Consider the following 12,372-nt stretch of genomic DNA (forward strand, 5'->3'; position numbering starts at 1 on the left):
ATATCCGGCGCCCGAAGTAGATCGTGTCGAAGCGGCCGCGCTTAGAGCGTACGCGTGATGTGCTCCACGCGGAAGCACTCGATCGTGTCGCCGGCGCGGATGTCTTCGTAGTTCTCGAAGGCCATACCGCATTCCTGACCCATCGGCACTTCGGAGACTTCGTCCTTGAAGCGCTTGAGCGTCTTGAGCTTGCCTTCGTGGATGACGACGTTGTCGCGCACCAGGCGCACGCCAGCACCACGTTCCACCTTGCCCTCGATGACCCGGCAACCCGCGACCTTGCCGGTCTTGGTGATGTTGAACACTTCGAGGATCTCGGCATTGCCGAGGAAGGTTTCGCGACGCTCCGGAGAGAGTAGGCCCGACATCGCTGCCTTCACGTCATCCACCAGATCGTAGATGATGTTATAGTAGCGGATCTCGATACCGCCACGCTCGGCAGCCGTGCGCGCCTGTGCATTGGCACGAACGTTGAAGCCAATGATCGCGGCGTCCGAGGACTCAGCCAGTGCGATATCCGATTCCGTGATGGCGCCGGCGCCCGAATGGACGATCCGGGCCCGCACTTCGTCGGTGCCGAGCTTGTCGAGGGCAGCCACGATCGCTTCGACGGAACCCTGCACGTCACCCTTGATGACCAGCGGGAACTCCTTGAAGCCGGTGTTCTGCAATTTGCTCATCATCTGTTCGAGCGAGCCGCGCTGGCCGGACTGGCGGGCAGCCGCCTTGTCGCGCGCCAGGCGCTGGCGATACTCGGAGATTTCACGAGCGCGTGCCTCGTTTTCAACAACCGCAAAACGGTCGCCGGCAGCAGGCGTACCCGACAGGCCGAGGATTTCGACCGGCATGGCCGGACCGGCTTCCTTGACGTGCGTACCCTGGTCGGTGACGAGCGCGCGAACGCGGCCCCACTGATCGCCGGCAACGATGATCTGGCCTGGCTTGAGCGTACCTTTCTGGACCAGAACGGTCGCAACCGCACCGCGGCCACGATCGAGCTGGGCTTCGATGACAACGCCCTCGGCAGTGCGCGTCGGGTCGGCCTTCAGATCGAGGATTTCGGCCTGCAGCAGAACCGCTTCGAGCAGCTTGTCGAGGTTCAGCTTGTTCTTCGCCGAAACCTCGACGTCGAGCACTTCACCGCCCATGGATTCGACGAAAACTTCATGCTGCAGAAGCTGCTGGCGAACCTTGTCCGGGTTTGCCTCATGCTTGTCGATCTTGTTGATCGCCACGATGATCGGCACGTTGGCCGCCTTGGCGTGGTTGATCGATTCGATCGTCTGCGGCATCACGCTGTCGTCGGCCGCGACCACGAGGATCGCGATGTCGGTCGCCTGGGCGCCACGGGCACGCATCGCGGTGAACGCGGCGTGGCCGGGGGTGTCGATGAAGGTGATCTTCTGGCCGTTCTGCTCGACCTGGTAGGCCCCGATATGCTGCGTGATGCCACCGGCTTCGCCAGAGACGACCGAAGTCTTGCGGATGGCGTCGAGCAGCGAGGTCTTGCCGTGGTCGACGTGACCCATGATGGTGACAACAGGCGGACGCGACACCAGCTCGCCTTCATCGTCCTTCACGTTGAAGATGCCTTCTTCAACGTCGGATTCCGAAACGCGCTTCACAGTATGGCCGAATTCGGTGGCAATCAGTTCTGCAAGGTCGGCGTCGATGACGTCGCCCGGCTTCATCATCTGGCCTTCCTTCATCAGGTACTTGATGACGTCGACGGCGCGCTCGGACATGCGCTGCGACAGTTCCTGGATCGTGATGGTCTCAGGCAGGATCACTTCGCGCATGACCTTTTCGCGGGTTTCCTGCATCTGCGAACGGCGGAATTTCTCCTGCCGGCGGCGCATGGCAGAGAGCGAACGGCCACGAGCGGTGCCGTCATCATCGACATTGGCAGTAGTGACGGTCAGCTTGCCGCGGCGACGATCTTCTTCGACCTTCGGACGAGCAGGGACCTTGGCGACCACAGGCATGGCAACCTTGCCACGACCGGGGATCGTGCGCGGCGAAGCACGGCTCTCATCTTCGTCATTGGTCTTGCGCGAACGCACGAAACCGGGAGCGCCGGGTTGCGGAATTGCCGTGCGGTTCACCGGAGCGGGCGCAGCAGCCACCGGCTCTGCAACCGGCTCGGCGGCAACTTCGGGTTCAGGCTGAGGCTCCGGCTGCGGTTCAGCCGCCCGGCGTGCGGCTTCTTCGGCAGCCAGGCGTGCAGCTTCCTCGGCTTCGGCCTTGCGGCGAGCCTCTTCGATCAAACGCTGCTTGGCTTCCTCGACTTCGCGAACCTGGGCCTCTGCCAGCGCGCGGCGACGGGCTTCCATCTCGCCGGCCGACAGGTCGTGCAGGACGGCACCACGAGGACGCTCCTGCTGACGAGGCGGCTGCGAAGGTTGCGGGCGCTGCGGCTGCGAGGACTGAGGACGCTGCGGCTGCTGGGGACGCTGCGGCTGCGGTGTCGGCTGATGGACGCGGGTCGGCGTCGGGGTGGGTGTAGCGGCCGGGCGGGCAGTGACAGGTGCCGGCGCCTGCGCGGCGACGGGCGCCTGGGGCGCAGGTGTCGTGATAGGTGTAATCGGCTTTTCGTCCAGCGGGCGGGTCGGGCGGCGCTTCACCGTCTCGACGACGACCGACTTCGTACGGCCGCGCCCCATGTCCTGGCGCACGGTACCCTGGCTCATCCCCGAGGGCTTCAGGGTGAGTGTCTTCTTCACGCCGATAGTCTTGTCGTCTTTGTTGTCGGTCATTCCGTTCCCGTTCCTTCGAGCGAGGCCGGATGCCGAGCATCAGACCACGCCGTTCACATACTGTCCTAAACCACGGAGGCCGGCTTTCGCCGGTGACCGCGTCATTGTGGTTTCGGGCCAGCGCTCGAGACCTGCAGCACCGGGCTGCGATAGGTTTCGAGCAGAGTTGCGCGTTTCACTACACCCTCACCCGCCTGCCCTGCAAGCGCGCAAGCATGCATAAACGCATTCTGACCCATCAGTTCGTCCAATTCCGCCCCGCTCAGAAGATGGAATGCGGGAATTTCCGCATCCGCTCCTGTCCCGAGGTGCCAGGCTTTTCGGGCCTGGTCGATCTTTCGTATGCCGTCCGCCGCAGCGTCCGTCGAATGGAACACTGCGATGGCCTCGCCGCTTCGCACGGCTGCCTCCACCTTGGCGGCGCCGTTGATGAACTGGCCGGCCTTGCGCGCCATGTTCATCATGCCCGTCAGCTGTGCAACCAGCAGACGGTCGACGGCGGCCCCGAGTTCCGGATCCGCCTTCACGTCCCGTTTCAGGGCGCGGGCGAAGAGCTTCTTCGCCACGGCCCTGTCCACCGCCTCGCGGCGGGGGCTCACCCAGCATCCCCGGCCCGGAAGCACTCGCTTCAGGTCGGGAACGACAGTTCCGTCAGGTGCCGCCACGAACCGCAACAGCGTCTCGGGAGATCCGCTGTCACGCGTGACGATGCACATCCGTCCGTTCGCTTCGGAGAGGTCGAAGTCGTCCTCGTTCTCCGGCGCCTCGGGCGTCAGCGCGGTCATCACGCCTCTTGCTCGACGTCGGCTTCGCCTTCCGCTTCAGCCTCTGCCGTTTCGGCAGCCAGGTCTTCCTCGGTGATCCAGCCGGCAGCGAGACGCGCCTGCACGATCATGGCTTCCGCTTCGGCGCGCGAAATGTCGAACTTCGAGAACAGGCCCTCGAACTTCTTCGTCTCGCCATCCTTGCGCTCGCTCCAGCCGATCAGGTCGTCGGCGGCGCAGCCGGCGAAGTCCTCGATCGTCTTGATGCCGTCTTCGCCGAGCGCGACCATCATGGCCGAGGTCATGCCGTCGATCTGGCGCAACTCGTCGGCAACGCCGAGTTCGCGTCGCTTGGCGTCCATTTCCGCCTCGATCTTGTCGAGGTATTCGCGGGCGCGGGTCTGAATTTCCTGCGCCGTGTCCTCGTCGAAACCGTCGATCGAGGCGATTTCGTTCAGGTCCACATAGGCGACTTCCTCGACCTGGGCGAAGCCTTCCGAGGCAAGAACCTGGCCAACCATTTCGTCGACGTCGAGCGCATCCATGAACAGGTTGGTGCGTTCGTTGAATTCCTTCTGACGGCGCTCCGACTCTTCGGCCTCCGTCATGATGTCGATGTCCCAGCCGGTCAGCTGCGAGGCGAGACGCACGTTCTGACCGCGACGGCCGATGGCGAGCGACAGCTGCTCGTCCGGAACCACGACTTCGATCCGCTCTGCGTCTTCGTCGAGAACGACCTTGGCGACTTCCGCCGGCTGCAGGGCGTTGACGATGAAGGAGGCCGGATCCTGGCTCCACGGAATGATGTCGATCTTCTCACCCTGCAATTCGCCGACGACGGCCTGGACGCGGCTACCGCGCATACCGACGCAGGCGCCGACGGGATCGATCGACGAATCGTTCGAGATGACGGCGATCTTGGCGCGCGAACCCGGGTCACGGGCAACCGACTTGATCTGAATGATGCCGTCGTAGATTTCCGGAACTTCCATGGTGAACAGCTTCACCATGAACTGCGGATGGGTACGCGACAGGAAGATCTGCGGGCCGCGCTGCTCGCGACGAACATCATATACGTATGCACGGACGCGATCGCCATAGCGGAAGGCTTCGCGCGGGATCATTTCGTCGCGACGGATGATGCCTTCGCCACGGCCGAGGTCAACGATCACGTTGCCGTATTCGACGCGCTTGACGGTGCCGTTGATGATTTCGCCGACGCGGTCCTTGAACTCGTCATACTGGCGGTCACGCTCGGCTTCGCGTACCTTCTGCACGATCACCTGCTTGGCCGACTGCGCCGCGATACGGCCGAAATCCATCGGCGGCAGCGGATCGGCGATGAAGTCGCCGAGCTTGGCGTCGACATTGCGGTCGCGGGCCAGTTCCAGCGCGATCTGGGTCGAGTAGTCCTCGACCTTCTCGACAACCTCGAGAAGACGCTGCAGGCGGATTTCGCCGGTCTTCGAGTTGATGTCGGCGCGGATGTTGGTCTCGGTGCCGTAACGCGAACGGGCAGCCTTCTGGATCGCGTCGGCCATGGCGGCGAGCACGATTTCGCGGTCGATCACCTTTTCACGGGCAACGGCATCTGCGATCTGCAAGAGCTCGAGCCGGTTAGCACTGACTGCCATGTGTAGGTCTCCGTCTTCACCCCCGGGCGCCTTGCCGCGAGGTTTTGGGTCAAACGTTATTCTTCGCTGTCGTCTTCGTCGTTCTGGTTCGCGGCTTGCGCCTTGGCGAGCTTGTCGGCCCGCAGCGCGTCACGGATCAGATCGTCCGTCAGGATGAGCTTGGCTTCCGCCAGTGTATTGAACGGGATCATCACCCGCGGCTCTTCGCCATAAGCAACCTGGTCACGCTCGAGCGTGAAGCCATCCTCGTTGACCGCGGTGATCTTGCCGCGAAAACGCTTGCGGTTGTCCACCAGGATCGAGGTTTCGCACTTGACCAGATGGCCGGTCCAGCGCGTGAAATCGGACTTGCGCACCATCGGCCGGTCGATCCCCGGCGACGAAACCTCGAGGTGATAGGCCTTGTCGACCGGATCCTCGACGTCGAGCACCGGCGATACCACCATCGATACGGCTTCGCAGTCTTCGACGGTCATCGTGCCGTCGGTGCGTTCCGCCATGATCTGCAGCGTCAGGCCGTTCTGGTTCATCATGCGCACACGAACCAGCTTGAAATCCATCGCCACGAGCACGGGCTCGATGATGTCTGCGATGCGACGGTCGAGCCCCGTCTCGGTGATGATCCGTGCTTCGCCGAGTTGCGGCTGCGGCATGTCTTCGGACAATCGTTTTACTCCCGATTGGATACGATCGCCAATAAAAAAGAGCGGGTCCTTCCGGGCCCACCCTTCATCTGTCGATCAAGAATTTGAACGTCATATACGCCAGCGCCCCGCCGATTGCAAGCTTTTCGAGGGGCCGAAAACATTCTTGCCTCTGATGCGTTGCATGTTGCAAGTTCATCCCGGCTGCTTGCCAGCTCTCCCCCGACCAAAGGACGAGCCACCCCGTGCCCGACAGACGTTCCCCCCTTTCCCCTTTGCGCAACGAGTTCTACCGGCGGATCTGGCTCGCCAGCATCTCCTCCAATCTCGGCGGGCTGATCCAGGGAGTCGGGGCCGCCTGGATGATGGCCTCGATCTCGACCTCGGAAAACATGGTGGCCCTCGTCCAGGCCTCCAACACCGGGCCGATCATGCTGCTCTCGCTGGTCGCCGGCGCGATCGCCGACAGTTTCGACCGCCGCCGCGTGATGATCGCCGCCCAGCTCTTCATGATCACGGTTTCGGCGCTGCTCACGCTCTTTGCCTTCCTCGGGCTGATCACCCCTTGGGTGCTCCTCGGCTTCACCTTCCTGATCGGCTGCGGCACGGCGCTGAACAATCCGGCCTGGCAGGCCTCGGTCGGTGACATCGTCCCGCGGCAGGATCTTGCCGCCGCCGTCTCGCTGAACAGCATGGGCTTCAATATCACCCGCAGCGTCGGCCCGGCCATCGGTGGCATGATCGTCGCCTTCGCCGGCGCGGCCGCCGCCTTTGCCGCCAACACCGTCTCCTATTTCGCTATCGTCTACGCGCTCTTTCGCTGGAAGCCGGATTATCCCAAGAACCCTCTGCCGCGCGAACAACTGGGCCAGGCCATCTGGGCCGGTCTGCGTTATGTCTCCATGTCGCCCAATCTCGGCAAGGTGCTCTTTCGTGGCTTCGTCTTCGGCCTCACCGCCACCGCCATCCTCTCGCTGCTCCCGATCGTCGCCCGGGACCAGCTGTCGGGTGGAGCCCTGTCCTATGGTGGCCTGCTCGGCGCCTTCGGCTTCGGCGCCATTCTCGGTGCCCTCGGCAATCAGCGCCTGCGCGAAATCCTGTCGAGCGAGGATATCGTCCGCGCCTCCTTCGCCGGCTTTGCGGTCGCTGCTGCGGTCACCGGCATCAGCACGTCGATCTGGCTGACGGCGTTGGCCCTCGTGCTCGCCGGCGCCTGCTGGGTGCTGGCTCTGTCGCTCTTCAACACCGTCGTGCAATTGTCGACCCCGCGCTGGGTCGTCGGCCGCGCGCTCTCGCTCTACCAGACCGCCACCTTCGGCGGCATGGCCACGGGCAGCTGGCTCTGGGGCAGCGTCGCTGAAAATTCCGGCTCGTCGGAGGCTCTGGTCGCCTCCAGCATCCTGATGATGGTGGGCGTCGCCATCGGCTTCGTCCTGCCCATGCCGGCCTTTGCCACACTCGATCTCGACCCGCTGAACCGCTTCAACGAACCGTCGCTCCGGCTGGATATCCGCCCGCGCAGCGGCCCGATCGTCATCCAGATCGATTTCGAAATCGCCGATGCGGACATGCCGGAGTTTCTGGCAGTCATGGTCGAGCGTCGCCGCATCCGTCTGCGCGACGGTGCCCGCAACTGGACCTTGATGCGCGATCTGGAAAACCCCGATATCTGGACCGAAACCTATCACGTCCCGACCTGGGTGGATTACGTCCGCCACAACCACCGGCGCACAAAGGCCGATGCGGAGATCACCGACCGTCTGCTGGAACTCCATCGCGGCGCCTCACCGCCGCATGTCCATCGCATGATCGAACGGCAGGCCATTCCTCCCTCGGATGACGTGTTCCACCAGCACCCGATTGATCACCCCTAAGTCAGGGCAACCCCTTGGGAATAAACCCCATCCCTTGGGCCCCTCGCTCGCTTGGAAGGAAGGAGGGCCAGCTTCCACAAAAGAGAGAAGAAGAAGTCCCTCACACCGCTCATTTCAAACGCGCGACGGCGCGGCCGGGTTAAGCCCTCCCCCTTGTGGGGAGGGTGGGGAGGGGTCTTCTCTTCACTTGTTGGCTCCCTCGACTCATGAAGGGAGAGCGGCTCACCGCAGCTTCGACTTCAGCCCCTCGTTCGGATAGCAGGTCGGCCGCATGCCCTGCCGCGCCTGCCATTCGCCGAGCGATCGCCGCGTCTTGTAACCCGGCAGCCCGTCCACCTTGCCGACGTCATAACCCTGCGCCACCAGCGCCTTCTGCATGGCGAGCACGTCGGAGCGCAGCATCTTGCCGACATCGCCCCAGGCACCCTTGAAGGCGCCGCCGCCGGAACCAATCCGGTCGGCCAGGTTGCCGATGAACAGCGCATAGAGGTCGGAATTGTTGTATTCCTTGATCACATAGAAATTCGGCGTGACCAGGAATTCCGGCCCGTTCGTGCCCGCCGGCACCAGCATCATTGCCGATTGTTTCGCCTCGCTGGCGGGAAAGCCCTTGCCCGAAACCCGGCGAATGCCTTCCCCGGTCCAGACGGAAACGAGCTTCGCCCGATCGGGTCCCTCCTGCGCGCAGGACACATCGTCCGGGATCACCACCTCGAAACCCCAGTCACGGCCCCGCTGCCAACCGCTCTTCACCAGATAGTTGGCCATTGACGCGAGCGCATCCGGTACCGAATTCCAGATGTCGCGTTTCCCGTCCCCGTCGAAGTCGACGGCGTATTTCAGATAGCTGCCCGGCATGAATTGCGGCTGGCCGAGCGCTCCGGCCCAGGACCCCATCATCCGCTCGGCCGGCACGTCGCCGCTCTCGATGATATGCAGCGCGGAAATCAGCTCCTGCTGGAACAGCGGCTTGCGGGTCGACATGAAGGCCTTGGTCGCCAGAACGTCGATCGCGCGATAGGGCAGTTTGGCCTTGCCGAAGCCCGACTCGCGCCCCCAGATCGCCACGAGAACGGAACCCGGCACGCCATAGGTCGCCTCGATCTTGCGCAGGGTGGAACCATATTGCGCGGCAAGCGACCGTCCGGTGGCCGCCAGTCCCTGCAGCCGCTTTTCGGAAAAGTAGCTGGCCGGCGAGGAGAATTCCGCTTGGGTCTGCGCCTGTTCCTTTGGCGGGGTGGTGCCCGGCGGCACCAGATCCGGCAGATCCCATTTCAGGGTCACGCCTTGCATGGTCCTGTCGAAGACCGACTTTTCGATGCCCCCGACTTTCGCCGCCGGCCAGAGATCGGTCGCGATCCAGCGCTGGAACTGCGCCTCCACTTGGCTTTTCGACGGTGCGGACAAGGCGCCGCTGGCAGAGCCGAGCAGGAGGCCGGCAACAGTCAACAGACGGCTTGGCAGAGAAATCAGTCGCAGCATTGTAGCCTCCTCAAAGGAGCGGTCAGATTGCCGTCCGGGCGCGAAGGGCAGCAGACAAGGTGCCTTCGTCGAGATAGTCGAGCTCGCCGCCAACGGGCACGCCATGCGCCAGCCGCGTGATCTTCACGTCGAGCCCGGCAAGGTGATCGGTGATGTAATGCGCCGTGGTCTGCCCCTCGACGGTGGCGTTGACAGCGATGATGATCTCACGGATTCCACCCTTGGAGACACGGTCGATCAGCCCCTTGATGTTGAGATCATCGGGTCCGACCCCGTCGAGCGGCGACAGTGTTCCTCCCAGCACGTGATAAGCGGCATTCATCGCGCCGGCCCGTTCCAGCGCCCAGAGATCGGAAACATCCTCGACGACGATGATCACCGACTGGTCGCGCTGCACGTCGGTGCATACGGTGCAGGGATCGATCGTATCGACATTGCCGCAGCACGAGCAGATCTTCACCTTGTCATAGGCTTCGCCAAGCGCATGGCCGAGCGGCCCCATGAGCTGGTCACGCTTCTTGATCAGGTGCAGCGCCGCGCGGCGGGCAGAGCGGGGACCAAGCCCCGGCACTTTCGCCAGCAGCTGGATCAGTTTCTCGATTTCGGGGCCGGTGACTCGTTTTGCCATGGCGGCGTTTCTAGCCCATATAAGAAAAGAACGGAATCGCAGAACAGGATGTCTCCGATGAAAATCCTCGCCGTCTGCCTCGGCCGGCCGGAAACCCTTCCCGGCAAGAAGTACAAGACCGGCATCAACAAGCTCGCCATTCAGGGTCCGGTCATGGTCGATGCCGAAGGCCTCGTCGGCGACGCGATCCTCAACCGCAAGCACCATGGCGGGGTCGATCAGGCGGTCTATATCCAGGGCAGCCTCGATATCGACTGGTGGAGCCGCGAGCTCGGCCGGGAATTGCACTACGGCATGTTCGGCGAAAACCTCGTGATCGAGGGCCTGGAAAGCCAGGCGCTCGCGGCAGGTGACCGCTTTGCGATCGGCGAGGTCCTCCTCGAAATCACCTCGCCCCGCATGCCCTGCGCCACCTTTGCCGCGCACATGCAAGACCCGAAGATCGTCAAGCGCTATACTGAGGCCGCTCGTCCCGGCGCCTATGCCCGTGTCCTGAATGGCGGCATGGTCGAGGCCGGCCAATCGGTCACCTACACACCCTATGAAGGCGAGCGCGTCACGATGCAGGACATGATGGCGACCTATGGTCGGAAGCTGAGCGAGACGGATCGCGCCCGCTATCTCTCCGCGCCCGTGCATTACAAGACCCGGGACGCCATTCTCGCCGGAGAGATATGAGCCTTCGGTTCAGGTCGCGGCCGTCGCCGGACCCACGATGGCAGCGCCGACAAGCGCTCGCGCCGCAAGCCCGGCTTCGCGAAAATAGCCCGGGTCGCGATAGAGCATGGCCTGGCTGAAGGCGCCGTCGATCAGCAGGCAAACCTGTCTGGCGAGGCGCGTCGGCTCCTGCACGCCATTCTCGGCAAGGATCTCCGCAAACCAGGCTTCGACCCTCTTCTTGTGCTCGACGCCGATCTTGAGGGCCGGATGCCCCGGCTGGTTGACCAGCTCCGCCGCCGTGCGCAGGAAGCCGCAGCCCTTCCATCCAGGCTTGCCCGCCTCGGTCGCAAGATGCTCGAAGATCGCCCCGATCCGCTCGGCAACCCCGCCTTCTGCCTCCCCATACCACGCCGCATAGCGCTGCAGGTTCGGATGGTCCCGCAGCCGCAGGTAATCGGCAATCAGCTCGTCCTTGCTCTTGAAGTGATAGTAGAGCGACCGCTTGGTCAGTCCTGCAGCCTCCGCCACGGCATCGACGCTCACCGCCCGGATACCCTCGCGGTAGAACAGCCGGTTGGCCGCATCGATGATCGTATCGCGGGTCGAACGTTCGCTCGTCATGCGACGAATGTATACTGACCAGTGAGTATACACAACGCGAAAGAAAGGCGATGCTGCAGGGGCGTCGAGGAGGCCGGTATGGACGGACAAGAGATCAGGATCGATTGCGCCGACGGGATCAGCCTGGTCGGCCACCTCTGGCCGTCCGCCGAGCCGGCGACAGCGGTCGTCATCGTCAATGCCGCCACCGGTGTCGCCGCACGCTTCTACCATGCCTATGCCCGCTTCCTCGCCGCGCACGGCTTCCACGCCATCACCTATGATTATCGCGGTATCGGCCAGTCACGGCCGGAGGTGCTGAAAGGCGTCGTCTTCCGCTGGCGCGACTGGGGCGAGAAGGATTTCGATGCCGTCCTGCATTTCGCCGCCGAGCATTTCCCGCACAGCCCAGTCTTCGTGGTCGGCCATTCGATCGGTGGTTTCCTGCCGGGCTACGCGGCGCGTGCGCCGCGCATCCGCCGCATGCTCACCATCGGCGCGCAATACGCCTTCTGGCCCGATTATCGACCTGCCATGCGGCTGCGCTACCTCTGGAAATGGCACCTGGTGATGCCGGCTCTCACCATGACGCTGGGTTATTTCCCGGGCCGCAGGCTCGGCTGGCTCGAAGACCTGCCCAAGGGTGTCGCCCTCGAATGGGCCTTCCGCGGCCGCCTAATCGAACGGGGCTACACCCCGCAGGAGGCAGCAGACCTGCGCTCGCGTTTCTCGTCCGTTGCCGCCGAAATCCTCGCGGTCAGCGTGACGGATGACGATTTCGCCACCCCGTCCGCCATGCGCCGCGCCGCGTCCTATTATGACGGCGCGACCATCGATAAGGTTATGCTGGAGCCGAAAGATGCCGGAAGACCGGAAATCGGTCATTTCGACCTCTTCCGCTCGCGTCATGAAAACGGCTTCTGGCTCGACACGCTTCTATGGCTGCGTGAAGGTGTCAACCCCTGGCCGCATCGCCGTTTCGATTAAAAAGGCAGCTTCATGCCGGGCGGCAGCGGAATGCCGGCGGTCACGGATGCCATCTTTTCCTGGGTCTGCGCTTCGACCTTGTCCTTGGCGTCCTTGTGAGCCGCCACAACAAGGTCTTCCAGGATCTCGACATCGTCTTCCTTGAACAGCGACGGATCGATCTTGACGCTGCGCAGCTCGCCCTTGCCGGTGAGCACGACGGTCACGAGGCCGCCACCGGACTTGCCTTCGATTTCGAGAGCGGCGATTTCCGCCTGCATCTTCTCCATCTTGCCCTGCATTTCCTTGACCTTGCCCATCATGCCCATGATGTCGCGCATCGTCGTCTCCTTGGTCTCTTGTC

General features: G+C 63.4%; 11 protein-coding genes. 3 read left to right on the forward strand and 8 right to left on the reverse strand.

Annotated features, from left to right (window positions below; genetic code table 11):
• Positions 1–41: 41 nt before the first annotated feature.
• The 4 genes from infB to rimP all read right to left on the reverse strand — a co-directional run bounded on the left by infB (position 42) and on the right by rimP (position 5,807).
• A complete protein-coding gene (infB, locus tag FJQ55_RS00800; RefSeq protein WP_140825838.1) occupies positions 42–2,756 on the reverse strand; it encodes a translation initiation factor IF-2 in 2,715 nt (904 codons plus the stop codon).
• Positions 2,757–2,857: 101 nt separating this feature from the next.
• Positions 2,858–3,544: an RNA-binding protein gene (locus FJQ55_RS00805; RefSeq protein ID WP_425467482.1), complete on the reverse strand. Its 687-nt coding sequence runs from the start codon at positions 3,542–3,544 to the stop codon at positions 2,858–2,860.
• Positions 3,541–5,154, reverse strand: coding sequence for a transcription termination factor NusA (gene nusA, locus FJQ55_RS00810; protein ID WP_140825840.1), 1,614 nt, complete (start codon positions 5,152–5,154; stop codon positions 3,541–3,543). Before nusA ends, FJQ55_RS00805 begins: the two co-directional genes overlap by 4 nt.
• A 56-nt stretch (positions 5,155–5,210) precedes the next feature.
• Positions 5,211–5,807, reverse strand: a complete 597-nt coding sequence (rimP, locus tag FJQ55_RS00815) for a ribosome maturation factor RimP (protein ID WP_140829023.1) — start codon at positions 5,805–5,807, stop codon at positions 5,211–5,213.
• Between the two features lie 236 nt (positions 5,808–6,043).
• Between rimP and FJQ55_RS00820 the strand changes: the two genes are divergently transcribed.
• Entirely contained in the window at positions 6,044–7,672 is a 1,629-nt protein-coding gene (locus FJQ55_RS00820) for an MFS transporter (protein ID WP_140825841.1), read from the forward strand.
• 222 nt (positions 7,673–7,894) lie between these two features.
• Here FJQ55_RS00820 and FJQ55_RS00825 read toward each other — a convergent pair whose 3' ends face one another.
• On the reverse strand, positions 7,895–9,154 hold the full coding sequence (locus FJQ55_RS00825; protein ID WP_140825842.1) for a lytic murein transglycosylase: 1,260 nt from the start codon (positions 9,152–9,154) through the stop codon (positions 7,895–7,897).
• Positions 9,155–9,176: 22 nt separating this feature from the next.
• Positions 9,177–9,782, reverse strand: a complete 606-nt coding sequence (recR, locus tag FJQ55_RS00830; protein ID WP_140825843.1) for a recombination mediator RecR — start codon at positions 9,780–9,782, stop codon at positions 9,177–9,179.
• Positions 9,783–9,839: 57 nt separating this feature from the next.
• On the opposite strand from recR, the gene FJQ55_RS00835 reads away from it, so the two are divergent.
• Positions 9,840–10,460 (forward strand): MOSC domain-containing protein, encoded by a 621-nt coding sequence (locus tag FJQ55_RS00835; RefSeq protein WP_140825844.1) that lies wholly within the window; start codon positions 9,840–9,842, stop codon positions 10,458–10,460.
• Between the two features lie 9 nt (positions 10,461–10,469).
• Here the strand turns inward: FJQ55_RS00835 and FJQ55_RS00840 are convergent, their stop codons facing one another.
• On the reverse strand, positions 10,470–11,063 hold the full coding sequence (locus FJQ55_RS00840; protein ID WP_140825845.1) for a TetR/AcrR family transcriptional regulator: 594 nt from the start codon (positions 11,061–11,063) through the stop codon (positions 10,470–10,472).
• 78 nt (positions 11,064–11,141) lie between these two features.
• On the opposite strand from FJQ55_RS00840, the gene FJQ55_RS00845 reads away from it, so the two are divergent.
• Positions 11,142–12,029, forward strand: coding sequence for an alpha/beta hydrolase family protein (locus tag FJQ55_RS00845; protein ID WP_140825846.1), 888 nt, complete (start codon positions 11,142–11,144; stop codon positions 12,027–12,029).
• On the opposite strand, the gene FJQ55_RS00850 is transcribed toward FJQ55_RS00845, so the two are convergent.
• On the reverse strand, positions 12,026–12,349 hold the full coding sequence (locus tag FJQ55_RS00850; protein ID WP_140825847.1) for a YbaB/EbfC family nucleoid-associated protein: 324 nt from the start codon (positions 12,347–12,349) through the stop codon (positions 12,026–12,028). The genes FJQ55_RS00845 and FJQ55_RS00850 overlap by 4 nt on opposite strands.
• Positions 12,350–12,372: the final 23 nt, after the last annotated feature.

The organism is Rhizobium glycinendophyticum (assembly GCF_006443685.1).
GTDB lineage: Bacteria > Pseudomonadota > Alphaproteobacteria > Rhizobiales > Rhizobiaceae > Allorhizobium > Allorhizobium glycinendophyticum.

Bases quoted from the DNA above. Each gene is read 5' to 3' on its own strand.
- infB (WP_140825838.1), bottom strand. From the start codon at position 2,756: ATGACCGACAACAAAGACGACAAGACTATCGGCGTGAAGAAGACACTC.
- nusA (WP_140825840.1), bottom strand. From the start codon at position 5,154: ATGGCAGTCAGTGCTAACCGGCTCGAGCTCTTGCAGATCGCAGATGCC.
- rimP (WP_140829023.1), bottom strand. From the start codon at position 5,807: ATGCCGCAGCCGCAACTCGGCGAAGCACGGATCATCACCGAGACGGGG.
- FJQ55_RS00825 (WP_140825842.1), bottom strand. From the start codon at position 9,154: ATGCTGCGACTGATTTCTCTGCCAAGCCGTCTGTTGACTGTTGCCGGC.
- recR (WP_140825843.1), bottom strand. From the start codon at position 9,782: ATGGCAAAACGAGTCACCGGCCCCGAAATCGAGAAACTGATCCAGCTG.
- FJQ55_RS00835 (WP_140825844.1), top strand. From the start codon at position 9,840: ATGAAAATCCTCGCCGTCTGCCTCGGCCGGCCGGAAACCCTTCCCGGC.
- FJQ55_RS00840 (WP_140825845.1), bottom strand. From the start codon at position 11,063: ATGACGAGCGAACGTTCGACCCGCGATACGATCATCGATGCGGCCAAC.
- FJQ55_RS00845 (WP_140825846.1), top strand. From the start codon at position 11,142: ATGGACGGACAAGAGATCAGGATCGATTGCGCCGACGGGATCAGCCTG.
- FJQ55_RS00850 (WP_140825847.1), bottom strand. From the start codon at position 12,349: ATGCGCGACATCATGGGCATGATGGGCAAGGTCAAGGAAATGCAGGGC.